General features: G+C 67.7%; 21 protein-coding genes and 4 tRNA genes. 15 read left to right on the plus strand and 10 right to left on the minus strand.

The annotated features are described in order from the left end of the window. Nucleotides 1–1,239 carry a hypothetical protein gene (locus tag HDC34_RS09470; protein WP_179556677.1) on the minus strand — a complete coding sequence of 413 codons (1,239 nt, stop codon included), beginning with the start codon at nt 1,237–1,239 and terminating at the stop codon, nt 1–3. 152 nt (nt 1,240–1,391) lie between these two features. Here HDC34_RS09470 and HDC34_RS09475 point away from each other — a divergent pair, with 152 nt between their 5' ends. Together HDC34_RS09475 and HDC34_RS09480 are read left to right on the plus strand one after the other, a co-directional pair. After that, the gene (locus tag HDC34_RS09475; RefSeq protein ID WP_179556678.1) at nt 1,392–1,922 is read left to right on the plus strand and encodes a hypothetical protein; all 531 of its coding nucleotides are present in this window, start codon (nt 1,392–1,394) and stop codon (nt 1,920–1,922) included. A gap of 2,017 nt (nt 1,923–3,939) precedes the next feature. Next, entirely contained in the window at nt 3,940–4,875 is a 936-nt protein-coding gene (locus HDC34_RS09480; RefSeq protein ID WP_179556679.1) for a hypothetical protein, read from the plus strand. 104 nt (nt 4,876–4,979) lie between these two features. On the opposite strand, the gene HDC34_RS09485 is transcribed toward HDC34_RS09480, so the two are convergent. After that, nucleotides 4,980–5,798: a hypothetical protein gene (locus tag HDC34_RS09485; RefSeq protein ID WP_179555367.1), complete on the minus strand. Its 819-nt coding sequence runs from the start codon at nt 5,796–5,798 to the stop codon at nt 4,980–4,982. A 321-nt stretch (nt 5,799–6,119) separates the two neighbouring features. Here HDC34_RS09485 and HDC34_RS09490 point away from each other — a divergent pair, with 321 nt between their 5' ends. Both HDC34_RS09490 and HDC34_RS09495 read left to right on the plus strand, forming a co-directional pair. Next, nucleotides 6,120–7,010, plus strand: a complete 891-nt coding sequence (locus HDC34_RS09490; RefSeq protein ID WP_179556680.1) for a hypothetical protein — start codon at nt 6,120–6,122, stop codon at nt 7,008–7,010. Nucleotides 7,011–7,794: 784 nt separating this feature from the next. Continuing rightward, a complete protein-coding gene (locus HDC34_RS09495; protein WP_179556681.1) occupies nt 7,795–8,505 on the plus strand; it encodes a hypothetical protein in 711 nt (236 codons plus the stop codon). 375 nt (nt 8,506–8,880) lie between these two features. Here the strand turns inward: HDC34_RS09495 and HDC34_RS09500 are convergent, their stop codons facing one another. Both HDC34_RS09500 and HDC34_RS09505 read right to left on the minus strand, forming a co-directional pair. Further along, nucleotides 8,881–10,011, minus strand: coding sequence for a hypothetical protein (locus HDC34_RS09500; RefSeq protein ID WP_179556682.1), 1,131 nt, complete (start codon nt 10,009–10,011; stop codon nt 8,881–8,883). Between the two features lie 863 nt (nt 10,012–10,874). Beyond that, nucleotides 10,875–11,246, minus strand: coding sequence for a hypothetical protein (locus tag HDC34_RS09505; protein WP_179556683.1), 372 nt, complete (start codon nt 11,244–11,246; stop codon nt 10,875–10,877). Nucleotides 11,247–11,882: 636 nt separating this feature from the next. On the opposite strand from HDC34_RS09505, the gene HDC34_RS09510 reads away from it, so the two are divergent. Beyond that, nucleotides 11,883–12,938: a hypothetical protein gene (locus tag HDC34_RS09510; RefSeq protein WP_179556684.1), complete on the plus strand. Its 1,056-nt coding sequence runs from the start codon at nt 11,883–11,885 to the stop codon at nt 12,936–12,938. A gap of 404 nt (nt 12,939–13,342) precedes the next feature. On the opposite strand, the gene HDC34_RS09515 is transcribed toward HDC34_RS09510, so the two are convergent. After that, a tRNA-Val gene (locus HDC34_RS09515) sits at nt 13,343–13,415 on the minus strand. Nucleotides 13,416–13,746: 331 nt separating this feature from the next. Here HDC34_RS09515 and HDC34_RS09520 point away from each other — a divergent pair. From HDC34_RS09520 to HDC34_RS09535, 4 genes are all read left to right on the plus strand, one after another. After that, a tRNA-Gly gene (locus HDC34_RS09520) sits at nt 13,747–13,818 on the plus strand. Between the two features lie 64 nt (nt 13,819–13,882). Continuing rightward, nucleotides 13,883–13,953, plus strand: a tRNA-Cys gene (locus tag HDC34_RS09525). Nucleotides 13,954–13,959: 6 nt separating this feature from the next. Further along, a tRNA-Val gene (locus HDC34_RS09530) sits at nt 13,960–14,034 on the plus strand. A gap of 77 nt (nt 14,035–14,111) precedes the next feature. Then, nucleotides 14,112–15,041: a hypothetical protein gene (locus HDC34_RS09535; protein WP_179556685.1), complete on the plus strand. Its 930-nt coding sequence runs from the start codon at nt 14,112–14,114 to the stop codon at nt 15,039–15,041. Here HDC34_RS09535 and HDC34_RS09540 read toward each other — a convergent pair. The 5 genes from HDC34_RS09540 to HDC34_RS09560 all read right to left on the minus strand — a co-directional run bounded on the left by HDC34_RS09540 (nt 15,031) and on the right by HDC34_RS09560 (nt 19,810). Then, complete coding sequence (locus tag HDC34_RS09540) at nt 15,031–15,612, minus strand: SMI1/KNR4 family protein (RefSeq protein WP_179557145.1); 582 nt, start codon at nt 15,610–15,612, stop codon at nt 15,031–15,033. The genes HDC34_RS09535 and HDC34_RS09540 overlap by 11 nt on opposite strands. Nucleotides 15,613–15,681: 69 nt before the next feature. Continuing rightward, on the minus strand, nt 15,682–16,311 hold the full coding sequence (locus HDC34_RS09545; RefSeq protein WP_179556686.1) for an NUDIX hydrolase: 630 nt from the start codon (nt 16,309–16,311) through the stop codon (nt 15,682–15,684). Further along, nucleotides 16,308–17,789, minus strand: coding sequence for a nicotinate phosphoribosyltransferase (locus HDC34_RS09550; RefSeq protein ID WP_179556687.1), 1,482 nt, complete (start codon nt 17,787–17,789; stop codon nt 16,308–16,310). Before HDC34_RS09550 ends, HDC34_RS09545 begins: the two co-directional genes overlap by 4 nt. A 45-nt stretch (nt 17,790–17,834) precedes the next feature. Beyond that, nucleotides 17,835–18,677, minus strand: a complete 843-nt coding sequence (locus tag HDC34_RS09555) for a phosphoribosyltransferase family protein (protein ID WP_179556688.1) — start codon at nt 18,675–18,677, stop codon at nt 17,835–17,837. A gap of 122 nt (nt 18,678–18,799) precedes the next feature. Next, nucleotides 18,800–19,810: an acyl-CoA desaturase gene (locus HDC34_RS09560; RefSeq protein ID WP_258068132.1), complete on the minus strand. Its 1,011-nt coding sequence runs from the start codon at nt 19,808–19,810 to the stop codon at nt 18,800–18,802. Nucleotides 19,811–20,139: 329 nt separating this feature from the next. On the opposite strand from HDC34_RS09560, the gene HDC34_RS09565 reads away from it, so the two are divergent. From HDC34_RS09565 to HDC34_RS09590, 6 genes are all read left to right on the plus strand, one after another. Beyond that, a complete protein-coding gene (locus HDC34_RS09565) occupies nt 20,140–20,556 on the plus strand; it encodes a hypothetical protein (protein WP_179556689.1) in 417 nt (138 codons plus the stop codon). Nucleotides 20,557–20,754: 198 nt separating this feature from the next. Further along, a complete protein-coding gene (gene thrS, locus HDC34_RS09570; protein ID WP_179557146.1) occupies nt 20,755–22,677 on the plus strand; it encodes a threonine--tRNA ligase in 1,923 nt (640 codons plus the stop codon). Continuing rightward, nucleotides 22,674–23,246 carry an HIT domain-containing protein gene (locus tag HDC34_RS09575; RefSeq protein ID WP_179556690.1) on the plus strand — a complete coding sequence of 191 codons (573 nt, stop codon included), beginning with the start codon at nt 22,674–22,676 and terminating at the stop codon, nt 23,244–23,246. Before thrS ends, HDC34_RS09575 begins: the two co-directional genes overlap by 4 nt. Nucleotides 23,247–23,365: 119 nt before the next feature. Continuing rightward, complete coding sequence (gene pdxS / locus HDC34_RS09580; RefSeq protein WP_179556691.1) at nt 23,366–24,283, plus strand: pyridoxal 5'-phosphate synthase lyase subunit PdxS; 918 nt, start codon at nt 23,366–23,368, stop codon at nt 24,281–24,283. Between the two features lie 7 nt (nt 24,284–24,290). Then, entirely contained in the window at nt 24,291–24,887 is a 597-nt protein-coding gene (gene pdxT, locus HDC34_RS09585) for a pyridoxal 5'-phosphate synthase glutaminase subunit PdxT (protein WP_179556692.1), read from the plus strand. A 45-nt stretch (nt 24,888–24,932) separates the two neighbouring features. Next, a complete protein-coding gene (locus tag HDC34_RS09590; protein WP_179556693.1) occupies nt 24,933–26,237 on the plus strand; it encodes a M18 family aminopeptidase in 1,305 nt (434 codons plus the stop codon). Nucleotides 26,238–26,310: the final 73 nt, after the last annotated feature.

Consider the following 26,310-nt stretch of genomic DNA (forward strand, 5'->3'; position numbering starts at 1 on the left):
TCACCCGACTGGCGCGTTCATGCCGGCTGCCCAGTCGCGGATCGCCTGGCGCTCGCTGTCGCCGCAGACGTAGCCGTAGCCGGTCTCCTTGACGCCGTCGCTCAGCGTCCACTCGTTGAGATACGTCAAGGCGTAGCAGTCGGCCATGACCTCCTCGCTGCCCTGGAACAACCCCTGCGCGAGGAGGGCCTGGTAGCCGCCGTCGTCGTCCGGGTATCTGACGTCGTCTGCGCGTTGGTACACGTGCGCGAGCTCGTGGACGGTGGTCATCTTGGCATGCCACTCGGTGCGCTCGGCATCGGGGAGGAGGTGCACGATGAGGGGGCTGCCGCCCTTGACGCATCCGACAGTCTGGTAGCCCTGGTCTGCGTTCTCGTGGGTGCCGCAGGCGGTGGCCGCGTCGTACTGGACGTCGATGAATCCGTTCCCGGCGGCGTCGATGAGGCCTTCGCTCATGGACCCGCTCGCGTTCGTGCGGCGCGTCTCCGCGTCGGTGACGCTCTGTTCCAGGTCCGCGCGGAAGGTGCTCATCTGGTCGGCGAGGAGTTCCGCCGAGTACGCGGTGAGGTTCGGGTCCGTCATCTTGGCGTCCTGGTCCTCCATCCAGTCGAAGAGGGCCACGAGGGGCTTGACTGGGTTTGCCTCGAGCGCTGTCGAGAGTTCATCGATCTTCGTCCGCTCCTGCTCGTACAGCGCGATGTGATCGGCGAGGTCCGCGGCGCCGGTGTCGACCGGGGCTGCTTCGACAGAGGGGCTCGGGGTCGTTGCCGCGTCGCTCAAGCCGAGGATCGCGCCAAGGCCGGCGAACGCGAACAGGCCCATGAACGCGACCACGACCAGGCAGCCGCAACCGGCGAACCAGTACCCCGCCTTGCCTTTCCTGCGCGGCGGGTATGGGCTTGGACCGGGGGCGTACGGGGCGGCGGCCAGGCCTGCACGCGGCGGGTACGCGCCTTGACCGGGGGAGGAGGGGGCAGCGGCGAGCCCCGGATGCGTTGGGCGGGGCCCGTACCCGGGACGCGTTGGAGTATGCGTCGGCTGCGGTTGCGGCTGCGGCTGCGGCTTGCCTGGCCCGCTGACCCCGTTCATCCATCGGATCAGCTCGGGCGTGGCGCCCGGGTTCGCGGCGATGTCCGCGCGGAGATCGGGGCGGCGCATGGCGATGTTGGTCAGGACGTGCGGTGGCGTTCCCGCGGCTCGCGCCGCTGCCCGATCCCGGTCCCATCCCACGTTCGCCATTGCTCTCCTCGTCGTCGGCCCTGATGCCGAGTTTAGAGCCGACCGGAGCCGAGGAACCCGCAGTGGACCCGTCGATCGCTCGCGTCACAGCGACTGTCGCCCGTCCCACCGGCCCGGCCGCGCCCGAGACCAGTGCCGCATAGCATGTGAGCGTGACGTATCCCAATCACTTTCCTCACGCGACCTTCTCGGGTGCACTCGGAGTCAGCGGCGGGGGAGGCTATGTGCCCGCCACTGCCGAGATCGGCGACGGCTGGATGACGTTGTGGGCCCTCGCGCCAGAAGGGTGGACCGTCGTCGTCCGCGCACCTGCATCCCAGGTCACGGTGACGTCGAGGGCGCAGAGCATCCATCTCGCCGTCGGGGGAGTGAAGTACCCGCTGCTCGCCGACCCTGGTGCCGTGAACCGCGCACTCGGGTACACCACCGCAGGCGCAGTCGCCGCAGTCCTCGACCGTCCGATGGCTGGCGCCGCAGCGGATGTCGGCGCCCTCCGGAATCAGATCTCGGCCGCGTCTTCCTGGAGCGCCGGCGGCGGACCGCAGTTCCTGGACGCGGCACGCCAGTCCGGCGCGCGCGTCTCACGCCTCGGTTACGGCGCTATCGCCGCCATCGGCTGCGGCACGGGCATCGCGGTCGTCGTCGTCGTCACGGTGCTGACCGTCTTCGCGGTCAACTTCTGAGGGCGGCCGGGCAGCAGCGGGGTCCGGGGCTAGGCAGGCCACGGCCGCATGGACCGACGCTGCAGACGCCTCCGGTCACAGATCTACGCGCTGACAGCGATCATCCGTACGACCTCGGTCCCGAGCATGTGCGCGCGAACTCGGCGGCCCATAGCTCGCGCGCGCACTCCGCGTGGATCGATCAGAAGACGCACATCTCCGGCACGGGGCGCGTCAACCCGGTCCAGGTCCTCATGCACGGACTCATCGAGAAGGCGCTCCTGACGCGAGCCAGGCGTTCCCGACCGGACGTTTCCTCATCGCTGCCAAGGAAGAGCTGTTGAGGAGCGCCGCCGCTCGTTCGTGGCTCGCTGCGCGACCGATGGCTGTGACGCCGTCGTGGTCGCCGATCAGGCATACACGAGCATCGGCGTCGCCCACGAGGCGGAATCCCCGTGGAATCAGGACCGGAAGCACGAGATCGCCGATCAGATCCGTGAGACTCTCACCGGATGCGCGGCCGCGAAGCGCACCAGGTCAGCCGGAGCCCGATTCAAGGAGATCTGCCACGAGGTGGCCGACGACGACCAGCACAGGCGGCCTCGGTGGCGTGACGATTTGTGCTGGATACCGACCACTTTCCGCAGTGAACGTCACCGGGAACGTGCCGTCTCTACAGTGATGACTGGTCGTGTTCTGGGGAGACGGGCGTCGGGGGACACCCGCGGCCTGGTGGGAACCTCATGCCGGCACGACCACTGAGGGCCGCGCGAGTCCGGGTGCACCGTTTCGCGCGGCCCTCACTGCACTCTCCCGGCTCAGCCGCGCGTGATCCACTCCGACACGAGCGGCGCCGCAGGCGCATACGCAGGCTGGTAGAGGCCCGCGACCTTCTTTCAAGACCCGTCCATACCCCTGGTCGTCGGCGACGACTGCCGGCGAGTCCGGCGTGAGAGGGCTGGTGAGGCGACCTTCGAGTTGCACGCCGTGGCCATATCCGTATGTGCCCCGGATCACCAGCACGTGCGGGTTCGTCGACGTGACCCGGCGGTCGCCAACAACAATGTTCGGGCGGTCGGCACGGATACCCCAGCGCGTGACGGGCTCGAGGTCGGTGGAGGCGAGGACGTTGACGGCAGTCGCTGAACGGCTCGTACGCGCCGCCCCTGCCCCCGATGATGAGCTCCCGGATACGCTACTGGCTTGTCTCGATCGTCTTGATCGCCGCTCCCGTGAAGAGCCTCTGTAGCATCTGCTCTCGAGCCTTGAACGCGGCCTCCGGGGCCGCACTATTCAGGTCAGGGAAGTCGTGGAGCGCATCCTCTGCGCCTAGCCCGGAAAGCTGCACGAGCTGGGCGTGTGTGTTCCTGCCAGGTCGCCTGCAGCGTCGGACACGTCTCAGTGGGCCGCCGTCCAGGAGGTGGGCCGCCGCCCAGGAGCGGTTGGCGTCCTGTGTGGAGTGTGGGTGGTAGCCGAGCTCTCCACCGGTGGTGCGGGTGCCGCGGCTGGACTCGAGGCGGCGGGCGAGTTCTCGTCCGTGCTCGGTCAGGAGGCGGCCGCTGGACAGAGTTCGGGTCGGTCGGATAGATCGGCTCGGAGAAGTGATCCAGGTCCGCATTCGTACCGGTGACGGAGAACGAAGAGATACCCGCACCGCTGTTCTGCCGCACATACCCGCCTGATCCTCGTCGCCCGTATGCGCCGACGCGGCCCGGGCAGCCCCGTAATCGCCCTCCGTGATACTTCGCGCGAACGCGTGACCGTTTCCTTTCCGACGTGTGCTCCTGGCGGTGTCTCCTCTGGGTCGAGGGGAGTGTGTGCGGCGGCGCGGGATCGGCGGATATCGGCCGATTTTTTGCGTATCCGGGCTCGCGACTGGCACTGCGTGCCCTCGGTTCGGGACTCTTGGAATCATTCGGAGAATCGGAGCAATCCAGTTGCCGTTTGTCTCCGAATGCCTTGCGTTGCCCGGCCCCCGCAACTCGGAAGGTGAGTCACCGATTTCATGACGGCGATTAGTCACGCGCATGGACACACGATGATCCGTGTCGACGCGGTGGAGACGCCGCTCGAGTTCGCGACGACGCTCGTGAACTCACATGTGAGCGTGTCCGGGCTTGCCCCGGGAGCCGCGGCGTCGATCGCCGCCACAGCGGCTCCGCGCTGGTACGCCGCCCATTCGACGTGGCCCGCCTGCAGGCTGCGCATCGAGCGTTCGGCCTACGTGGCGGCGCAGCGGCGCCTGTTCATCTTCGTCGCCAGGGGTGAAGTCGACATCGACACCGGTTCACGCCAGTACACCTTGCAGCGAGGGCACGTCGCGTCGAAATCACCGGACACGCTGGTCCTCCAGCTCGACGCAACGGCCCAGGAAAACGAGCTGGTCATTCTCAGTGTCGAGCTGCCGGACAGTGGTGAGCACAAGCACGAGCACGAGCCCGGTCGGGTGACACGTTTCCTGGACCCTGCTATCAACGCGTTTACGTATGCTGCGGCGTACGGCCTCGCCCGAGCTCCGCTCCCGCAGACTGCCGGCGCATTGGACGTGCTGTACTCCGCTGCCGCCAACATCGGTCGAACGCTGCTGCGTGCACCCGAGCCGGGTGACAGGCGCGCGCCTTACGAAGCGGCGATCCACTACATCAGCCTCCACGCCAGCGACCCGGGTCTTTCGGTCGCCGAGATCGTCAGTGTTACCGGGGTCCCGACCCGCACCCTGCAGCTCGCGTTCCACACGAACGGGGACACGATCGTGCGCGCGGTTCGGCGGGCGCGGGTGCTCGTCGCGCATGGAATCTGGACGAGGAACCCCGATCAGGCCCACGAAGCGGTCGCGAAACAGGCCGGGTTCAGCAGCGTCCGCCGGCTCCGCATGGCGTTGCAAGAGTTCGACGAGGTGACCGCGAGGCTGATGCCGCGAGCCCGGAAGCCGGTGGTGCCAGAGGTGGCACAAGCGACGACCGCAGGCGATTGACCGGGGGAGGATGCGCCGGCTGCCCAGCCCGAGGAGATCCCCCGGCGGTCGCGGCCTGCCCCGGAGATCAACGTGATCTGCGGGGCAGGCGCGCGCGGGTGGTGTCAGCCCTCCTGCGGGGCTGGGCCTGGCTCGACGCTGGGGAACTGCTCGTTAGTCGGAGCCGCGCTTCGTCCTGCGGCACTGGGTCGGGTGATCGTCACGCCCCACAGCTGAGACGACACCGCCGGGTTGGAAAGCACGACGGGTGCTCCTGTGGTTGCACTGCAGGTGTCGACGCGAGCGATCGCGTAGAAGTTGTTGCCGTAGTGCGTGGTGGTGCTCGCCTGCGAGAGGTTCGAGCCGTAGCTCGCCGGGCTTGGACGCGGCGTGGTGATCGGCGCGCTCACGTTGATGGACGGTGCTGTGGCATTCGCGGGCAGAGCCAGCGTGTAGCGGAGGATGACCTCGTAGCGGCGGACGATGGCCAGCCCGAACATGGTCGGAGCTTCGGAGATGGCCTGGGGCGTGTCGATGACCCAGCCAGCGGGGAGCGGGCTGGGAAGGCCCAGGCGCGAGTATGGCGTCGAAGTGCCGGCTGCGGCTCGACCCGGATTCGACCAGAGGTTCAGTCGAACGGAGAAGGTTCCAGCCGGCAGGGCAACACTGGAGCTGTTTCGGAAGCTGTAGGCGGCCGTGACCGTGTCAGTCGAGGCCGCGTAGTCGATGCGTCCGTTGTACGCGGCCTGCGTGCCGTTGGTCCACGGGCCCGCGGGTCGGCTGACGTTCGTGACTGTCGTCACGATCGGGTTCGTGATCGGCTGGCACCTGCTGGCCGCCTGTGCTGGTGCTGCGACCGCGGTCGCGATGATCGGCACCGACCAGGCGGCGCCTTTCAAGATGGTGCGGCGGTTACGGACAAACTCTGGATTCGGTGTCGTCATGGTGATGCGTCTTTCACTCTTCGGGTTCTCACGCCCACGACTGCGCGGGCATGACGGTGAGCATCGTCCACACGGCGAGGCCCGCGCCACCGCGTTCGCCGAAATCGACATGAATACGCAACCAACTGGTCGGGAGGCGCAGAATGGTGGAACGGAGATGCGCCGAGGATGTGCGGCACGGCACTGTTACGTCGGCGCCCGCATGGCGCGCTGCACCCCAGTCCCCGCTCGCTCTCACTGTCGAGCTTCGACCTCGTCGCCCCAGATGAGGGAGTTTCGTGCGCACTGGACGCTGCCCTGACAGAACGAAACGAGCCACACGTGTCCCCAGCATCTCCACTTGGCTATGCCCGCCTGCATACTCGCGACTCGAAAGACGAGGTTCACTTCGCGGCGCTGCTGAACAGCACGGGCATCCAGCTCATCGACGCAGACCGGGGTGAGAGCTACAGCATCTCCGCGCTGCGTGGCCCTTCCTTCATCTGCGCCTGGGCGAGTGTGCCCGTCTCGAGGTACCAGGTGCGTCGGGCCGGGACGCCGCTCGTGTCCCGGACGTTGTTCGTGTTCGCGAACGCCGGTCACGTGCACGTCGGCCTGGACGGGCAGACGATGCCGCTCGCGCGCGGGGACGTGGCGGCCGTCGCCCCGGGGAGCTCGACGATCGAGCTCGTCGCCACCGGTGAGCGGAACGAGGTCGTGCTGTTCAGCATCGATGTGGCGGTCGCCGGTGGCGACGAGGACGCGGTGCCGGTGCAGGGCATCACTCGTCTCTCCGACCCGACGCTCAACACGTTCGTCTTCACGTCCTGCTACGGGCTCGCGCAGGCGCCTGTGCCGACGTCGAAAGCGACCGCGGACACGGTCGAGCACGCTGCCGCGACGCTCGCTCGGGGTCTCCTGGCCCGCATGGCGCACCTGGAGGAGCCGGACCTCTACCGGGCATCGCTGCGGCATATCCGTCTGCACGCCGCTGACCCCAACCTCAGCCCTTCGACGTTGGCCGACCGGTTCAAGGTCTCGACGCGGAAGCTCCAGCTGCGCTACAGCCAGGAGGGCGACACCGTCGTCTCCGCGATCCGCAGGAGCCGGGCGGCGATCGCGCACAGCATCTGGCAGCGGGACCCGTCCCTCGCCGCAGCGATCGTCGCTGCCAGGTCGGGGTTCACGTCTGCTCGGATCATGCGGCGCGCGCTCGCCGAGTTCCCCGAGTGACGTCCCCGGTTTCCGAGCTCAGCCGACGAACGACCCGATGAGCACCCACGCCAGGTACGCGGTCACGGCGGCTCCGAGGATCCATTCGAGGATGGAGTCGGTTTTTCCGAGTACGGGGAGAGTGAAGTGGCCGTCACCGTGAAGCCGACGAGCGCTGACCTGGCGATCAACAATGCCCAGACGATCGGACGAGCCCACCAGTCGTCGCGGTCGCAAACTGCCGACCCACGCGACAGGCGTAAGGACTGGGATGGCGAGAACCAGTGGGTGCGGTGGCGGTGCCCGCCGAACCTGCCCGCATCGATGCCATCCCAATTGAGCAGCGCTTGGAGTTCATCAGCGTCGCCGTCCGCGAGCGAGGTCTTCCCCGTCAAGATGGAACCCCGAGTCACACGTCTCTTCCAACAACCGCACTTCCTCGACTGCGCGTTCGAACGTGACTGAAGCAAGCTCGGAAACGCAGACACCTGGCCGTTATCCGCAAGACAGGAAATCCGGCACGCCCCGCTCAGCCTTCCCCGCTCTGGCATTCCAACGCATTCGAGCGTCGACCCTCCGAATCGCACCGGCCTGGGATATGGCCCCGTGACCGGCACTTTCCCCGGGGGAACAGTGACCGCCAGCTGGTCGCGGAGTGTCGAGCCTTGACGGCAACGGCGGCCGCAACCCGGGAAAGCGCGCTCCCCGAAGCGCCGCGTCTGCTCGGCATACTGGGCGGCGTCGAGGTTCTCGGCAGTGGACGGCACACGTCGTCTTCCCCTGCGCAGAAGGACGTGCCATGCCCATGAGCAACCATTCCGAAGACTCCGCTGGCGTCTCCCGTCGCGCCGTCACCACCGGAGCTGCGTGGGCGGTACCCACGATCATGCTCGCCGCGGCCGCTCCTCTGGCGAGCGCGTCCCCGTGCGTTCCGCCGCTGACCAACTGGCAGTTCCGGCAGGTGAGCACCAACTTCAACTCCGGCGAGTTCGGCGTCCGCACCATGGCCAACGGCTCAGCAGACTCCTACTACGTCCGCGCTGACCAGAGCCCCATCAACGCCAACCGGAACGGGTACGTGCACGTCTTCGCCCCGATCGATGTCGTCGCAGGCCGCACCTACTCGTTCGACTTCACGGGACTGCAGAACGGTGGCGGCGGAGGCCGGAACCTCGCCGCGCGCGTCGACGTCTTCGCCGGCCTCCGCACGACCGCGCAGCTCGACCAGCAGCTCACCGGAACGACCGCACCGACCTGGCTGACGAACAACTCCATCTGGCGCGCCAGCTCCTACGGAAACACCGGCGCGGGCATCCCGCAGGTCAAGCTCGTCAACGATGGTCAGATCGCCCCGAACAGCAGCACCACGAGCCAGCCCTACTCCGGCACCTTCACCGCGACCACCACCGAGTCCCTCTTCTTCGCGTACACCTGGCTCCTGACGCCCACGTCGGGCGCGGCGAACGTGAACGACGACATCGCCCTCAGCCTCCCCACGATCGCCTGCCCGGCGTAGCCCGGCCGCGTTTCAGTCGAAGAGACCGCGCCCCTGATCGGCAGTCGGCGCGGGCGCGTTCGCGGTCACTGGGCGCTCGGACAGGTCCGCGGCGGGCGCAGGTGGAAGGTTGGACTCCGGGCCACTTCTCACGAGCATCAGACCATCGGCCGCCGAGGTCGAGATTGCCTTCACTGCGCATCTCCTCGCGCCTCCAGGCGGCGGTTCAATCGTGGACCGGGCGTGCGTGTGCAACCTGGAGAGAACGCTGCCGGCCAGGCGGCGGCGCCGGGAGAGCGACAATGACGAGAGCCGTCAGCACGCGCCCTCAGATGGGCGGTGCTGACGGCTCTCGTCATGCTAGGGGTGCGGGGCTCTGCCCGCCGGTTTCTGGGGCTAGAGGCAGACCTGGTACGACAGCTCGATGCGGCCGGCAACGCGGGAGTTCGCGGCCGTGTTCCGCTCGGTGCCGCGCGTCAGGGTGCTCGTGGAGTTCACGGGCGTCACACCTCCGACGGCGCTCGAGGCGATGAAGCTCCCGCCGCCGCCGCCGCCCGCGCCGACGCCGATTAGGCCGTTGTAGCCCGTGGTCGGGGAATTGAGGTACTTCGCCGCGTACGCGCTGCCCCCGCCACCGCCGGTGTAGCCGCCGCCGCCGCCGCCGCCTGCTGTGCCACCGCCCGTAACGTTCTGGTTTGGGTTCGTGGTGGTGAAGGCTGCGTATGCGATGTTTCCGCCGGTGCCGCCGGCCGCGCCACCGGTGGTGATGCCCTGACCGCCAGCGGCTGGACCGTTGAAAGCCTCGGTCGGTGTCACGGTTGTCGACCCCGTTCCTCCGCCTGCACCGGCGGCGGTGCTCGTGCCTGTTGCGCCGCCCCTGGCGGAGATCGTCCGGTTTGGGGCAGTCCATGTCCGCGCCGCGTTGCCAGCGTTGAATCCGCTGTCGCCGCCAGCGTTCGGCACGGTGAGCGTCGAGGAAATGGTGCCGGGGCCGCTGATGCCCGAGCCCGATCCGCCGCCACCACCGGCGACGACGATTGGGGCACCGCCGACGAGGATCGCTGATCCGCCGCCGCCGGAGCCCGCGGCGAACTGGAACTGAGGGCCCGAGGGGCCGCCGGCGCCGCCGTTGCCGTATCCGGTTCCCCCGGCGGACGGGGCGACCCCGCCGCCGATGTAGGTCCCGCCGGCTGCAACCCGCAGCACGAGCGTCTGGCCGGGGACGACGGTGAGCGTGCCGGTCGCGACCTGGCCTGCTCCACCGGAGTTCTGGGTGCTCTGGCCGCCGCCGGCGGCACCTACGACGCGGTAGGTGATCGCGGTCACCCCTGCAGGCACGAGGAACGGCGTGTCGACGTAGGTCGCACCGGCCGGACGTGCAGCTACCAGCGCCTGCGCGGGGCCGCAACGGCTGGCCGCTTGGGCGGGGGCTGCCGCTGCGAAGCTGATGATCGGCACGGCCCAGGCGGCGCCGGTGATCATCGCTCGTCGGGATGTGGATGGCGGTGTGTTCTGGGGGTCTGTCATGAGGTGGCTCGTTTCATGGTCGGGGGGGGCGGTGTCGCGCTCGCGCGCGGGTGTCGTCCTCTGCGAGACACCAGGCCCGGGCTCGGACTTCTGATCGGGCACACGGTGCGTCGGGGCTGAGACAGCCGTCGTCTCAGGCCCGACGCCGGCGTGTGTGTGGGCAGCATCTCGGCGGGGATCTCAGACCTCAGCTCGTTCGATCGTCGTCTCCACCGCCCCGTACCGACCACGTGCGCCGAGACGGGACTTCCGGACCCTGGGGGAGGGTCCGGAAGCTACTGTCCACGCTACGAGCTGACGTGGCGCCGACGAGGGGCGGATGTCCCGGTGTGCGCATATGGGCCGCTTCCTTGCGGATACCGACCCAAAACGCGGAACCGGCGGCCACACCGCTGGCTCCCGGACTCGAAGCGTTGTCAGGTCGCCGACTCCAGAGGAGGATCCGAACTCGGCATCTACTTCTGGGACGAGGCAGGTGAACGTGAGCCTCCACGACTGCCGCGATCTTGGGCTCGTCGTGGACGTCCTGCTGGTCCCGGACGTCATTGGCGTCCGGTTGTAACGCCTACAGGCCGAAGACGCCGACTTCCGCCGGCTCGTCGACGCGATCACCGCGAAGCAGGACAAAGCTGCCGACGAGGTGGTGGCCGAACTCGCGGGCGGTTGGCCCAAGGACTAGGACTTCCGGGAGATGACCGAAGACCTCGCCGGTCGGCGCAGCCCCGGCACCGACCTCCCCTGGCCGGACGCGTAGAGACCAGGGTCGCGCTCCGCCGTCTCGAGTCTGGCCGGCAGGACACGAGCGCTCCGGACGCCATTGTCTGAGCGCAGACGTCAGCGTTCGTATCGAACGACGGGCTGGATCAGCACAGGCCCCGTCGTTCGAAGGTGAACCCGGTCACAAACACGGCCTGATCGTTGTTGGTGTTCGGGCTTCCGCCGAGCAGGTACCCGGTGTTGAGGTACCTGATTGTGAAGGAGGTGACCGGCCCTGGGAATCGAACGCGCATCTCTCCACCGGGTGCGTTCTCGTCGATTCCTCCGTCATTCGCGTTGCGCCATGGTGACGGCATTGTTCCATCCCCGGTGACGCTCGACCCGGCGGGTGGCTCGGCGACGAACGAGGACGCGGACTCCAGCACGATCCCATCGACGAAATCGCGAGTGCCGAACCAGCTCGTCGACCAGGCGCTGTCGATGTCGGTGATCGCGAAGCGGAGATCGTAGAGGGGCACAGCGGCAATGGGAGCGAGCGTTGGAGTGCATTTACTCGGACGCGAGACGCATGCCCTTCGCCGAGTTGGCGTGGCCCTCGAGCGCGGCCAGGTTCATCGGGTCGTCGGCGAACGCCCCACGCTGGTCCGCTTCCCAAGAGTCTGCGCCACCGATCCCAGCAGCAGCGAGTGGGGTGTTGTGTGCGATCTGGACGGCACCCGACGTCGCGACGCCGCGGGCATCGCAACTCTTCCCGTCGCCGTGGTGGGGACGAGGGCGAGAAATGCGCGGTCAGCGACGCTGCGGAGAAGGGAGAAGGGACGTGCCTGCCCTGCAGGCTCGGACGAGCTGGCACGTCTCCTACCCGGGGACTGCAGGGGCGCCCGTGAACCGAGACGCCTCCGCCGAGCGGCGGGGTCGCCTTTGCGCGTGGGCGGCGTGGCCGATCGCGGGAAATGGCCCGGATATCGCGTATCGCGGTCGGCAAGGCCTGCCGTTTCTGGCCCCCGCATAGCCTGTTGTCGTTGTCGCCGAGGATCGGCGAGTGTTCACCACCGTCGGGCCTTCGTGACCTCTCGAACAGTGAACCGACGACGCTCCGCGGCCAACATCTGGTCGCCCCCGTGATGGGGAATCTCCTGGAGGACATGCCACTCGTGACGAACAACGAACATGCCAATGTCGGAGTCTCGCGGCGCTCGCTCGTGAACGGAGCCGCCTGGTCGATCCCGGTCATCGCCGTCGCCACGGCCACCCCGTCTGCTTCGGCGTCCTGCGGGGCACCCGGGAACGAGATCTACGCGCCCGGCGTCTACGACCTGACGCTCCCGCAATGCGTCTCATCCGTCACCTTCGAGGTCGTCGGCGGCGGAGCAGCGGGTGCAGCCGCCGGGCGGATCCAGGGAACGCTCACCCTGGCGGGCCGGGGCGTGACGCTGCGCCTGGTCGTCGGCGCAAACGGCGGTTTCTCGTCCAGCACCACGGTCGGCGCCGTCGGCGGCGCAGGCTACGGCGCGGGCGGCTCCACTCAGCCCAGCGCACGAGGCAGCTCAGCAGGCGGCGGTGGCTCCGCCATCCTCATCGGCACGACCCCGTACGTCGTCGCCGGTGGAGCCGGCGGAACCGCGACGTTCAACGCCAACGGCAACCCGTCTGGCCCCACCTGGGGTGGGTATGGCGAGGTGACAACCTCTTTGAACGGCGTGCCGTACGGCAACTCCAATGGTGGCCCCACCCCCGGGAACGGGCGCGGGCGCACCGCCAACTTCTACGAGGGAACGACCCTCACCCGAACGAACGTCGCTGGTGGACAGCCTGGCAGGGCAGCAAATGCCGGTGCTGGCGGCGCCGGCGGCGCAGGACTCGCCTACAACAACTTCACGACAGAGTTCACCGCCGTTTCGCCGGTCACCGGCGGCGCGGGCGGAAACTTCGGAACGGGATCCAATGGTGGTGGCAACGGCGGAGCCGGATTCCTCATGATGTCGGGTGCGATCCAGGGTGTCACCGGTGGTGGCGGCGGCGGGTACGCCGGCGGAGGCGGTGGCGGCGGCGCGATCGCGCGTCACACCGCGAGTGGCTTCGTGAACACGTACACGACGGGCGGCGGAGGCGGCTCGTCATACACCGGCGGCGCTGGAGTCGCAACGACCCTCGTCGGGACCGGCACGGCCGGGCTGAACGCCGGACTCATCCGCATCTCCTGGACCTGATCCGGTACGCCCCACCCACGCATCCCAGGTGATGCGTGGGTGGGGGCGCATCCCGTCGTCGGCATCCGACAGCACCCGCGTAGCTGGGACATGACCACTCGATACACGAGCCGGCTGGATCCAGCCGGACGCAGGAGGCCTCGGCGCCGCCCTCTCTGGCCTCCTCGACCATGGCGCCGGAGGTGTGAGCTGCGCCGAGCTGAACCCTGCCCTGCACGCGTTCTCGACCTGCGCACTCAGCACTGACGACCTCGCCAACCGGTCGCCGCGACTGTGCGGACGTTGGACCTGGGAGAGGTGGCCGCGGTGGCTCCACCGGCATCTGACCGGCTTTTGCGCCCAGATGGGAGCAGAAACCCCCGGACCAGGGAAAGACATGTCTCCTGACCGGGGGTTTCTCGCGGTGGGTGATGCGGGACTCGAACCCACGACCTCTTCCGTGTGAAGGAAGCGCGCTACCAGCTGCGCCAATCACCCGCGACGAGGACTAATCATGCCACAGAATCCGGCGGGGGATGAGCACGCGGCATTGAAGTGCCGAACCGTGTCGCCGTGTCGTCCAGGTGCACGAGTCGGTCGAGCACGCCCCGGGACTGCGGGCGTGCCTGCAGCACCTCGAACGGCACCCTCCGGCGACTGTTCGCACCAGCCCCTCGTGCAGGAGACCCAAGACGCCCGCCGCGGCTTGCCGTTCTGACCAGGACTTTCGGCGAATTACACCGGTGGATTTTGTATCGCGGCTCGAGTTCCTATAGAGTCATTCTCGCGCTGGTCAAGCCGGAACGGAAGTTCCCGAGACAAGCGCGATGCGGATGTGGCGCAGTGGTAGCGCATCACCTTGCCAAGGTGAGGGTCGCGAGTTCGAATCTCGTCATCCGCTCGAGTGTGACTCAGTCTGGTGGTAAACACCAAACGGGGTTTGCACGGGTTTCAACCCACAACACGGTGACGTGGCCGAGAGGCGAGGCAGCGGCCTGCAAAGCCGTCCACACGGGTTCGAATCCCGTCGTCACCTCGCAATGGGCGATTGGCGCAGCGGTAGCGCGCTTCCCTGACACGGAAGAGGTCACTGGTTCGATCCCAGTATCGCCCACCATTGAGAAGAAGGCCCCTGAATTTCAGGGGCCTTCTTCGTGTCCGCCGTCACTGCCGAACAAGCGGAGGATCCTCACCATGACGTCCGCGAGGGATACGACAGGCTCCGCAGCCGCAGGCAGTCAGCGCTCGAGACTCGAGGAACGCTACTTCCGGCGCATGGCGGCCGCCGTCGACGAGAAGACCGAGCTCACCCACTGGCTCCGAGGTGGACGCATTCTCGACATCGGCGCCGGCGGGGGAGAGCTGGCGGCCAGGATCGCAGCACTTCCTGACGTCGACGACGTCATAGCGCTCGACGACTCCGCCGACGCGGTCGCCCACTTGCGTGCTATCCCCGGCATCACGGTGCGGTCAGGGACCGCCGAGCAGCTTTCGGAACTCGGGTTGCGCGACCTCGACGGCATCGTCATGAGCTCGGTGCTGCACGAGATCGCCTCGTACAACCCGCGGGGACCAGAGCACGGTCGACAGGCTGCGCTGGCGAACCTCGCCGTCATCGGGACGGCGCTCGCCCCCGACGGGGTGCTGATCATCCGCGACTTCGTCATGCCGAGCAACCCGGACCGGCCGCTGACGCTCGTCACCCCGGGACGGGATGGGGACGATCTGCTCGGCGCCTACCGGGAGCAGGTCCCAGTGCCCGAGCTCGCGGACTTCACCGCACGCGGCCCCCACACGTTCATGGCGACAGCGCGTGCTGTCACGGAGGCGCTCCTCACGGTCAGCTGGGGTGAGGGGTCGCTGCCGAGAGAGGCCCAGGAGCAGTACTGCCAGTTCGAGCTCGACGAACTCCCACACGCGGTTCTGGCCATGGACCCGGAGCTGTCGCTCCTGCACAGGGAGGCGTGGATCCAGCCCGGGTATCGACAGCACCTCGCGGGCTGGACTGTCCTCGAGGAGGACGGGACGCCCTGGTTCCCGGACACGAAGGCCGTCTGGGTCTTCGAACGGAGTCAGGCGAGGGCCCACAACGGCGGCCGGGATCGCCGAGCGCTCACGCCGTGAGGTCCCGTTCGAGTCGGAGAACGCCGAGTTCGCCATCGACGGTGAATTCCCCGTCGTCGAGGCGGCGGGCCAGACTCGTCAACCAGGCCCCGTAGGAGACTGCGATCGGAGCAGGAGTCGGTCCGTCGATCGGCAGCCAGATGACCTGCCCACGTTGGCCTGCGGGGAGCGGATCGAGGTCCACGGCGTGACCCGTCCCGTCAGAATCCGTGAAGCGGAGCCAGCCGCTGCTGTTCGGAATCGCTCGCACCCGATCCGGAGCCATCCACGAATACTCCGTCGAGCCCACATCGTCGCCGAGCGCTTCGGACCGCACGCGGTGATCTTCGAGCATTGCCTCGATGCTCAGGAATGTCAGATAGTCGAAGAGGTCGAGGAGCTGCGTCGGGTTGTCCTGCCCGTCATGAATGCGCAGGCTCGCCACCAGCTCGTCTGGCAGGTCACCGACTGCGCCTGCAAGCTGGTCAAGCGAAGCGTCGTCTGCGCCGGGACGCAACGTGTCAGCGACGGCAGGGACGTGACGGCGCAGGACGCGCTCGATCGTCTCCCAGGCCTCTGCGATGTGCGGCATCTCGGCCAAGAGCCCAATCCTCTCTTCGTGTGTGAACCTGCAAGGTGCCCGGTTTTTCCGGGGCATGACTCAGTCGCTCCACTCCCACACGGTCGTGCGGCCCCTGAGCTTGACGCCCGTCGTGTCGGTGGTGACCCGCACGACACCGGTTCCCTCGAGCCAGCGTCGGAAGTTCGGGCGATCGTACGGCTCCGATTCCAGCGCTGCACCGAGCGCGAGGGCGGTGCCGGAGGTGAACTTCTCGCCGAGCAGCGCTCGCGTGACCTCCCAGTCCCGCCAGAGGATCTCACCGAGCCTCACACGCGCCGCCTCTACGATCACCGTGTGGTCGAAGGGCAGGCGCAGCGCGTCGTCGAGCGGATGCCAGACCAGTTCACCGGCCCGGGCACCCGGTTCGAGGAACACGAGACTCGCGAGGGAGATCGTCGCACTGCGTGGGTCGCGCATGGTGCCGTCGAACCAGCCGAGCTGGCGGGTAAACCGCACCTCGGGCTCCGGGATACCGGCTTTCGTGCGCATGGCACGCAGCACTGGGACCGGCCCGTGCTCGCCCGCAAGCAGGAGCACCCCCGGAAGGGCCTCGACGCCCGCATGCGGGTCGTACTGTCGCACCGCCAGACCGAACTCCAGCCGCTCGTCGCGATAGCGCACGGGCAGTGCATCCATCGCGACGAGCGGCTGATCGTACGCTTCGCTCAACGCAGCACCGTCTGCGCGGCCAGCACCGCGCGAATGTCGGAGAACGTCTGACGGCGAACGAACGCCCCGTCCTCCCACACGGTCTGCAGGAGGGACTCGGCCTCCTCCGCGGGCGTGGCGCGCTCGATGAGGCGCATCCGAGCGTCTGCGTCTCGGACGACGGCGAGTCGCCCCGTCGCGCTCTTCTTCGTTCCGCTGTCGGTCACTGGGTCCTTCCGGATGTCGACGCCGCGACCATCGACTCGGATCCACGTCGCCTTGATCGCGGACATGAACGTGTCCCTGGTCTGGTACTGGTACCCGAAGCTTCCCATGCCGAAGACGACGTTTCCAGACGCGAAGCCCTTCGCCGCGAGTCGCTCGGTGATGCGCACAGCCCGCTCGCGGGTGATGGAGTCGCCGTAGATGGCGCCGATGTGCGGGTCGAGCTCCCGGAAGCCCGCGGCGTTCACGGTGCCGCCGAACGTGTCCCAGAGGAGCTCGATGACCCCCTTCCGCTCGGCCGTGCTGACGCCATGGCCCTCGTCCTCGATACCGCAGAGGATGTCGACGGGGTCGCCTGAATCCGGCCGAATGACGAGCTTGCCGTCGCGCGCGAGCACCTCCTGCTTGAGGGCGGGCAGGTACTCGGTGAGGACGCGCCAGAGGTCGAACGTGTCGGAGACCACGGAGACGATGCCGTTCGGGTACAGGTGGAGGAGTCGCTCGAACAGCTCGCGCTCGCCGACCGTGGCGATGCCGGCGCACATCACGGAGTGCTCGGTCGCAGGCACGCTCCCCGCGACGAACTCGCCGCCGTAGCGGCGCTCGATCCAGTCGATGGAGACGAGAGAGTCGGTTCCCGTGAAGCTGAGCAGGTGCGCGGCGCCGCTCATCGCCGCAGTCTCGTTGGAGGACATGCCACGGTAGGAGAAGTCGTGTCCCTGCCAGTCGACGGCTGCGGGCGGCGTGCCCGTCCTGGCGGCCGCGACCTCGAGCGTCTCTCGCATGGCCCTGGCGAGCGTCGCCGTCGTCGAGGCCTGCCAGATCTCCGCGCTCAGGACCGTCTCGACGTAGTTCGTCAGCCAGAAGAAGTCGGGGTGCGTGTTCTCGATCGTGAAGCTCGGGATGCGCAGCGGCACCGCCGTGCCTTCTGGGACCGCGCAGAACCGCAGGGGCAGGAACCCGAGCCGGTGCAGTGCGCGGATGTGCGCGCTCCCGATCGTGTTCGGGCCGAGGATGCGCGCGAGTCGCGCCTCGTAGGCCGCGCAGACCTCGTCCTCCTCGGCGTCGAAGAACACCCGGAAGGAGTCCGTGTAGCGCTCGAGGAACGCCTGGAGCCCGAAGTGCACGACGGCCCCGATGTCCGCGATGCGAGATCCGCGGTTCGTGTAGTTGGAGTAGACGCCCGTGACGTTCCCCGCGAGTCCGTACTGCTGCAGGTGGCCGAGCTTGTACGCGTCCGTCTGGAAGAGGGGAGCGATTGCCGTGAAGTTCATGGTCGTGCCTTTCTGGTGGCGAGGTGGAGGTCGTCGTCGCGCTGCTCAGCGCTCGACGAAAGGGGCAAGGATGTTGCGAATCGAGAGCACCTTGGTCGCCACGCCTTCGCGAGCGGAACCGGGGTGCGAATCGGTGGTGATGATCTCGGCGAAGTGCTGGCGCAGGGCAGGCGCCTCACCGGAGAACACGCCGTGGCTCACGAAGAGGGAGAGCCGCTCGCGATTCAGGCCCGTCGCCTCTGCAAGTCCTCTGAACGTGCCGCCGCCGTCGCAGATGTCGTCGACCACAAGCAGTCGTCCGTGCTCCGGCAGCTGCTCGCAGCTGAAGCCGGAAAGTCTGCCCGTGGCGAAGTCGCGGTGCTTCTGTGCACGGAAGAGCGGAAGGTGCAACGCGTCGGCCGCAGCCTGCGCACGGGTGACGGCGCCCGCGTCCGGCGCGATGACGCCCGTGAAGTCGTGGGTGTCGCCGACACGACCGATCGTGGCACGACGGATGTACGGTGCGGAGCCGATCACCTTGACGTTGTCGATCAGCGCGGGCGCGACTCGGGAGTGAGGGTCGAAGACGATCACCTGGTCGAGCCGGAAGCTGTTGATGAGGTCGGCGTAGACCCTCGCGCCGAACGGCACGCCGCGGTCGGCCCGGGCCGCGGGCAGGTACGGGAGGAGGGCGACGGCGCGGTGCCCGAGCCCGTGGGTGTAGTCGGCCCACATCCCGAGGGTAACGAGGTCCGACGGGTCAGCACCGGTCACGGTGGCGTAGGCCGGCACCTCCTCAAGGGAGTCGGGCACGACGAGGGAGACCTCGCCGCCCGGGAAGCGCATGGTGCGGATGGCGCTCGTGGCCTTCCAGCCGGAAGGCATCTGTGCTTGGAAGTGGATGCTCATGACTCGAGCATACGCCCCTATTCGTAGATTTACGAATAGATGTCGGCGAGTGACCTGGGAGGGACACGAAGAAGGCCCACCCGGATGATCCGGATGGGCCTTCGAGCACGTGTGGGGTCAGGTCACACGCGACGGAACTGATTGACGAGCGGGCAGTCGAACGGATCGCGTGCCTGCAGGCCGACGCGGTTCAGGTACTCGATCACGATGCCGTACGACTTGATGAGCGTCGTCTCGGTGTACGGCACCTCGAGGTTCTGGCAGTGCTCGCGGATGATCTCGCGAGCTCGAGCGAGGTGCGGACGCGGCATGCTTGGGAAGAGGTGGTGCTCGACTTGGTAGTTGAGACCGCCCATGAGCGCGCTGGCCCACCAGCCACCGCTGACATTGCGGGACGTGAGCACCTGCTTGCTGAAGAAGTCCATCTTGACGTCTGCCGGGATGATCGGCATGCCCTTGTGATTCGGCGCGAAGGAGGCGCCCATGTAGACGCCGAAGACGGCCATCTGCACGGCGACGAACGCGAAGGCCATGCCGACGGGCAGGAGCCAGAAGATGGCGCCGAAGTAGATCGCGAAGCGCACTGCGATCATGGTGAACTCGACCCAGCGACCCTTGATCGGCTGTCGCGTGAAGAGCGACTTGATCGAGCGGAAGTGGAGGTTGTAGCCCTCGAAGGTGAGCAGCGGGAAGAAGAGGTAGCCCTGCTTGCGCGTGATCAGTGCGAGGAGACCGGTCTGCTTCCGGGCGTCTTCCTCGGTGAACGAGATCGTGTCGAAGTCGATGTCAGGGTCTTTGCCCATTTTGTTCGGGTTCACGTGGTGCTTCGTGTGCTTCGTCATCCACCAGCTGTAGCTCATGCCGACGACGCCCGCCGCGAGGAAGCGACCGAGGCGGTCGTTGCCCGGGCCGGACTCGAGCACCTGTCGGTGCGAGGCCTCGTGCGCGATGAACGCGAACTGCGTGAAGATGATGCCGAGCGCCGCGGCGATGAGCAGCTGGAACCAGCTGTCGCCGAGCAGGATGAAGCCGGTGATCGCGCCACCCAGGGCGACGATGAGGCCGGCAGCCAGCATTCCGTAGAACCAGCGAGTGCGCTTGAGGAGGCCCATCTCACGGATGACCTTCGACACTGCGCTGTAGCTCTGCGTGACGGACTTCGCTCCCGGTGTGCGGGGCTTCGTGGTTCGGACGCGACCGAGACCCTGAAGCGGGCCTGAGGCCTGGGGGAGCGCAGAAGATGAAGTCGTGATGTGAGGATCCCCTCGGTCGGCAACCTTCGGTTGTTCGTTCGCCAAAGGCAGTCCGCCGATCGCTGACTTCAGGCTAGCCGGATGTGCCGCCCTGTTGGCTGTGTATCTGCACGCGTCGCGTCACCCAGCGTCTTCACACGCGATGTATCTCGACCCGGCGTATCTTGTTCCCATCACGGATCGCGCCGAGCGGCGCACTTGGAGGAACCATGTCTTCGACAGGCAGCAGCGCAGGTGCGAACACGGGCGAGCCGAGGGGCGGTCGAGTGCGCGACTCCGCGAACTCGGGAGCGCGCGTGCAGGCCGTGCACACGGGGCTCAAGAAGGTCGTCACGGGTCGCGAGAGCGTCATCAAGGAGCAGGCGGTGAAGCTCGCCGAGAAGCTCGACGTGAAGACGGATGGGCGACACCACCAGAAGATCCGGCTCGCGCTCCTCGCCCTGAACAGCCTCGTGGACACGCTCGGCAGGGACGGCACGTCTGCATCTGAGACCAAGAGCTCCGAGCGTGGTGAGAGCAAGGAGCCTGCGGGGAACTCGAAGGGGCGCACGGCATCAGCGCCGGGTTCGGACGAGCCAGAGGACATCGGCAGCTTCACCGCCAAGGGGGACCGTCCCGCGAAGTAGCGGAGATCGTCCTCTGCGCGCCGACCGGTGCTCTGCGCGAGGCCGTGCCGCGATAAAGTGGTCGCTTGTTCATGCCTAACGACAAGGAGCATCGTGACCAGCGATCCCGTTGACCTCGAGACCGAACCCCGCCAGAGCGATGCCGGCGGCGCGACGACCACCGGATTCGAGCTCTTCACCGACCGCTCCGTCGTCGCGATGAAGCTGGACGGGGAGCTCGTGGACCTCGCCCGCGAGGTACCGGAGGGCGCAGTCGCAGAGCCGGTCACGATCGACAGCGAAGAGGGGCTGAGCATCCTCCGCCACTCCGCCGCGCACGTCATCGCGCAGGCCGTGCAGAAGATCAACCCGGACGCCAAGCTCGGTATCGGTCCCCCCATCACCGACGGCTTCTACTACGACTTCGACGTCGAGACCCCGTTCACGCCGGAGGACCTCAAGGCCATCGAGAAGGAAGCCCAGCGCATCCAGCGTCAGGGCCAGCGCTTCGTGCGACGCGTCGTCACCGACCACGAGGCGCGAGCGGAACTCGCGAACGAGCCGTACAAGCTCGAGCTCATCAGCATCAAGGGGTCCGGCGCGAACGCGGACAACGAGTCCGTAGAGGTCGGGGCCGGTGAGCTGACGATCTACGACAACGTCGACCCGAAGACCGGCGAGGTCTGCTGGAAGGACCTCTGCCGAGGCCCGCACGTGCCGTCGACTCGCATGCTCAGCAACGGCTTCGCCATCCTCCGCTCCGCCGCCGCCTACTGGCGCGGATCAGAGAAGAACCCTCAGCTGCAGCGCATCTACGGCACCGCGTGGCCGACGAAGGACGAGCTGCGCGCCTACAAGGAGCGCATCGAGGAGGCCATGAAGCGCGACCACCGTCGCCTCGGCCGCGAGCTCGACCTGTTCAGCTTCCCGGACGAGCTCGGCTCCGGGCTTCCGGTGTTCCACCCCAAGGGCGGCATCATCAAGCTCGAGATGGAGGAGCACTCCCGGAAGCGCCACGTGCAGGAGGGCTACAGCTTCGTCTCTACCCCGCACATCACGAAGGGGCGCCTCTACGAGATCTCGGGCCACCTCGACTGGTACCGCGACGGAATGTACCCGCCGATGCGCATCGACGAGGAGGTCGACGAGGCGGGCAACGTCACGAAGCAGGGACAGGACTACTACCTGAAGCCCATGAACTGCCCCATGCACAACCTGATCTACAACCAGGGCGCGCACTCGTACCGCGAGCTGCCGTTGCGCATGTTCGAGTTCGGCACCGTCTACCGCATGGAGAAGTCCGGGGTCGTGCACGGCTTGACCCGTGCCCGCGGCTTCACGCAGGACGATGCGCACATCTACTGCACGCGTGAGCAGATGCGTGACGAGCTGTCGAGGACGCTTGAATTCGTGCTCTCGCTCCTCAAGGACTACGGCCTCGACGACTTCTACCTCGAGCTGTCGACGAAGAACCCGGAGAAGTTCGTCGGAGACGACGCGACCTGGGAGGAAGCGACTCGCACGCTCGAGGAGGTCGCGACGGCGTCGGGGCTCGACCTGGTCCCAGATCCGGGCGGAGCGGCCTTCTACGGGCCCAAGATCTCGGTGCAGGCCCGCGACGCCATCGGTCGCACCTGGCAGATGTCGACCATCCAGCTCGACTTCAATCTCCCCGAGCTCTTCGACATGGAGTACGCGGCCCCCGACGGCACGCGTCAGCGGCCCGTCATGATCCACCGAGCGCTGTTCGGGTCCATCGAGCGCTTCTTCGGCGTGCTCGTCGAGCACTACGCCGGTGCGTTCCCGGTCTGGCTCTCCCCGGTCCAGCTCGTCGCCATCCCTGTCGCCGAGCAGTACGGGGACTACCTGCAGGGCATCGTCAACGAGCTGCGTTCACACGGCGTCCGCGCGGAGCTCGACGCCTCAGATGACCGCATGCCCAAGAAGATCCGCAACCACACCAAGGCGAAGGTGCCGTTCCAGCTCATCGCCGGCGAGGACGACCGCGCCGCCAAGACGGTCTCCTTCCGATTCCGTGACGGCACGCAGCGCAACGGCGTCCCGATCGAGGACGCGATCCGTCTCGTCCGCGGGGCTGTCGACGAGCACCTGCTCGTGAACACGGCAGAAGACCTGGCATGAGCGCCCTCGGGTTCCCGGACGGCGAGCTGGATGGTCTCGAGATCGAGCGCTCTACCGACTTCGCCGGGGTGCCCGACTCGTTCCAGCGGCTCTGGACGCCGCACCGGATGGCGTACATCCAGGACGGGCAGGACCCGGCCGCGGACGCCTGCCCGTTCTGCGTCGGGCCCACGATGGACGACGAGAAGTCGCTCATCGTGGCCAGGGGCGAGCACGCGTTCGTGGTCATGAACCTGTACCCGTACAACTCCGGCCACCTGCTCGTCTGCCCGTACCGCCACGTCGCGATGTACGACGAGGCCACGGAGGACGAGGTGCTCGAGATCGCACACCTCACGCAGACCGCGATGCGCGTGCTGCGTGAGGTCTCGAACGTGGACGGCTTCAACATCGGCATGAACCAGGGCCGACTGGCCGGGGCTGGGATCGCCGGCCATCTGCACCAGCACATCGTGCCGCGGTGGCAGTTCGACGCCAACTTCTTCCCGATCATCGCCAAGACGAAGGCGTTCCCATCGCTCCTCGGAGAGACCAGGCAGGCTCTCGCGGACGCTTGGCCGCGGGCCTGACATCCAGCGTTTTCATTGGGCAGTCGCCCAACCATGCGTCGACCGCGCCGCGTCTACACTTGAGCACACTTCACACCCGAACCGCCTCGCACTGACTGCGCGCGGAGACTAAGGACATCATGAGCGAACGCACTGCCACCTCTGTCGGCGCCGACGGAACCGTCGGCTCCAACCGCGTCAAGCGCGGACTTGCCGAAATGCTCAAGGGCGGCGTGATCATGGACGTCGTCACCGCCGAGCAGGCTCGCATCGCCGAGGACGCTGGCGCCGTCGCCGTCATGGCGCTCGAGCGCGTTCCTGCGGACATCCGCGCACAGGGCGGCGTCGCGCGCATGAGCGACCCGGACCTCATCGAGAGCATCATCGCCGAGGTCTCCATCCCCGTCATGGCGAAGGCCCGCATCGGGCACTTCGTCGAGGCACAGGTGCTGCAGGCCCTCGACGTCGACTACATCGACGAGTCCGAGGTGCTGAGCCCTGCTGACTACGTGAACCACATCGACAAGTGGCAGTTCACGACGCCCTTCGTCTGCGGCGCCACGAACCTCGGCGAGGCCCTGCGTCGCATCAACGAGGGTGCCGCGATGATCCGCTCCAAGGGCGAGGCCGGCACGGGAGACGTCTCCGAGGCGACGAAGCACATCCGAAAGATCCGCGGCGAGGTCGCGTCCCTAACCTCAATGACGCGTGACGAGCTCTACGTCGCGGCCAAGGAGCTGCAGGCGCCGTACGAGCTCGTCCGAGAGATCGCCGAGACCGGCAAGCTGCCGGTTGTGCTCTTCACGGCGGGAGGCGTCGCCACCCCGGCCGACGCCGCCATGATGATGCAGCTCGGCGCCGACGGCGTCTTCGTCGGCTCAGGCATCTTCAAGTCGGGCAACCCCGCCCAGCGAGCGGCGGCGATCGTCAAGGCGACCACCGCGTTCGACGACCCCGCCGTCATCGCGGCAGCCTCGCGCGGGCTCGGCGAGGCCATGGTCGGCATCAACGTCTCCGACCTGGCTGCCCCGCACCGCCTCGCTGAGCGCGGCTGGTAGCAGGTCGTTGGCAGCTCCCACGGTCGGCGTCCTGGCGCTGCAAGGCGACGTCCGTGAGCACCAGCAGGTGCTCACGGACCTCGGCGCCGAGGTCGTGCTCGTCCGCACTCCCGCGCAGCTCGAAACCGTCGCCGGTCTCGTCATCCCCGGTGGGGAATCGAGCGTCATCGACAAGCTCTCGCGCATCTTCGACATCGCTGAGCCCATCAAGGAGCGGATCGCGTCCGGGATGCCGGTGCTCGGCACCTGCGCCGGGCTCATCATGCTCGCAGACACCGTGCTCGACGCCATCGACGGGCAGCGGAGCTTCGGCGGGCTCGACGTCACCGTCCGCAGGAACGCCTTCGGGTCGCAGAACCAGTCGTTCGAGACCGAACTCGAGGTTCCCGAACTGGGCGGGCCAGCGGTTCATGCCACGTTCATCCGCGGCCCGGTCGTGGACGCCGTCGGCGACCGAGCCAGGATCATGGCCGCGCTGCCGGACGGCCGCGTGGTGGCAGTGTCGCAGGGGAACCTGCTCGGCACCTCGTTCCACCCGGAGATGAACGGCGAAACACGGTTCCACAGGTACTTCCTGGATCGCGTCGCCGATCACGCCGCCTGACCACACCTATTCACGCATCGACTCGAGAGAAGCCAGGAGACGAATATGGCGAGACGCCGACCGAGCAGAGCCGCGCGAAGCAAGCAGGTCAGCGATTCGCTCGCCGCCTTCATCCGCGACGCACCGTCGTCCTTCCATGCGGCGGCTGAGGTGGCCAGGCGGCTCGAGGACGCGGGCTTCACCTCCCTCGACGAGCGTGAGGAATGGCCGCAGGACGCAGGTGGGTACGTCGTCGTGCGTGACGGCGCCGTCATCGCCTGGCGCGTCCCAGCATCCACCACTCCGACGACACCGTTCGCGATCGTGGGAGCGCACACCGACTCGCCCGGGTTCAAGGTCAAGCCGACCCCCGAATCGTCAGCGCACGGCTGGCAGCGCCTCGAGGTCGAGGTCTACGGCGGTCCGCTGCTCAACTCCTGGCTCGACCGCGAGCTTCGAGTCGCGGGACGTCTCGCGCTCGCCGACGGCACGACGGTGCTCGCGGCCTCGGGACCCATCGCGCGCATCCCGCAGCTCGCCATCCACCTCGACAGGGGAGTGAACGAGCGCGGCCTTGTCCTCGACCCGCAACGGCACACGCACCCCGTGCTCGGGCTCGAGGCGGCGGGCGGCGTCGTAGCGGCTCTCGCAGAGAGCGCGGGCGTGGATCCGGAGACGATCGCCGGCTTCGACCTCTTCCTCGCCGACGCGCAGGAAGCGCAGCTCTTCGGCCATGGAGAGGCGCTGTTCGCCGGCGCTCGCCTCGACAACCTCGTCAGCGTCCACGCGGCCACGACCGCACTCGTCGAGACGGTCCCGAACGGCGTGATCCCCGTCATCGCGGCGTTCGATCACGAAGAAGTCGGGTCCGCGAGCCGGTCCGGAGCGGCAGGTCCCTTCCTCGGCGACGTCCTCGCACGCATCCAGGAGGGACTCGGCGCTGGACCCGCGCAGCAGCGGCGCGCGCTCGCAGCCTCGTGGCTCGTCTCCAGCGACCTCGGCCACAGCGTGCACCCGAACTACCCGGAGAAGCACGACGACGAATCCCGGCCCATCGCGGGACGAGGCACGCTCCTCAAGCTGAACGCGAACCAGCGGTACGCGACCGATGCCAGGGGGAGCGCGCTCTGGCACGGCGTCTGCCAGAACGCGGGCGTCGCCGTGCAGCCGTTCGTCTCCAACAACGCGCTGCCGTGCGGCTCGACCATCGGCCCGATCTCAGCCACCAGGCTGGGCATCTCGACCGTCGACGTCGGCATCCCCATCCTCTCCATGCACTCGGCACGCGAGCTGGCGGCCATCGCCGACATCGAAGCCCTCGAACGCGCACTGGCGGTCTTCCTGGCCGGAGCCTGGCCAGAGCACGCGTAAGCCGGCTCGCCTCGAGCAGGCGCAGCCCAGGAGCACGAGTAAACTGGGGACAGACCGCGCGCCGACGACGACC

Origin of the sequence: Pseudoclavibacter sp. JAI123 (assembly GCF_013409665.1) — a bacterium.
Lineage (GTDB): Bacteria > Actinomycetota > Actinomycetes > Actinomycetales > Microbacteriaceae > Pseudoclavibacter.

What these genes read in the sequence shown, in the direction of transcription:
- HDC34_RS09470 (WP_179556677.1), bottom strand. Translation starts at nt 1,239, where the DNA reads ATGGCGAACGTGGGATGGGACCGGGATCGGGCAGCGGCGCGAGCCGCG.
- HDC34_RS09480 (WP_179556679.1), top strand. Translation starts at nt 3,940, where the DNA reads ATGATCCGTGTCGACGCGGTGGAGACGCCGCTCGAGTTCGCGACGACG.
- HDC34_RS09485 (WP_179555367.1), bottom strand. Translation starts at nt 5,798, where the DNA reads ATGACGACACCGAATCCAGAGTTTGTCCGTAACCGCCGCACCATCTTG.
- HDC34_RS09495 (WP_179556681.1), top strand. Translation starts at nt 7,795, where the DNA reads ATGAGCAACCATTCCGAAGACTCCGCTGGCGTCTCCCGTCGCGCCGTC.
- HDC34_RS09500 (WP_179556682.1), bottom strand. Translation starts at nt 10,011, where the DNA reads ATGACAGACCCCCAGAACACACCGCCATCCACATCCCGACGAGCGATG.
- HDC34_RS09535 (WP_179556685.1), top strand. Translation starts at nt 14,112, where the DNA reads ATGACGTCCGCGAGGGATACGACAGGCTCCGCAGCCGCAGGCAGTCAG.
- HDC34_RS09540 (WP_179557145.1), bottom strand. Translation starts at nt 15,612, where the DNA reads ATGCCGCACATCGCAGAGGCCTGGGAGACGATCGAGCGCGTCCTGCGC.
- HDC34_RS09550 (WP_179556687.1), bottom strand. Translation starts at nt 17,789, where the DNA reads ATGAACTTCACGGCAATCGCTCCCCTCTTCCAGACGGACGCGTACAAG.
- HDC34_RS09555 (WP_179556688.1), bottom strand. Translation starts at nt 18,677, where the DNA reads ATGAGCATCCACTTCCAAGCACAGATGCCTTCCGGCTGGAAGGCCACG.
- HDC34_RS09565 (WP_179556689.1), top strand. Translation starts at nt 20,140, where the DNA reads ATGTCTTCGACAGGCAGCAGCGCAGGTGCGAACACGGGCGAGCCGAGG.
- thrS (WP_179557146.1), top strand. Translation starts at nt 20,755, where the DNA reads ATGAAGCTGGACGGGGAGCTCGTGGACCTCGCCCGCGAGGTACCGGAG.
- HDC34_RS09575 (WP_179556690.1), top strand. Translation starts at nt 22,674, where the DNA reads ATGAGCGCCCTCGGGTTCCCGGACGGCGAGCTGGATGGTCTCGAGATC.
- pdxS (WP_179556691.1), top strand. Translation starts at nt 23,366, where the DNA reads ATGAGCGAACGCACTGCCACCTCTGTCGGCGCCGACGGAACCGTCGGC.
- HDC34_RS09590 (WP_179556693.1), top strand. Translation starts at nt 24,933, where the DNA reads ATGGCGAGACGCCGACCGAGCAGAGCCGCGCGAAGCAAGCAGGTCAGC.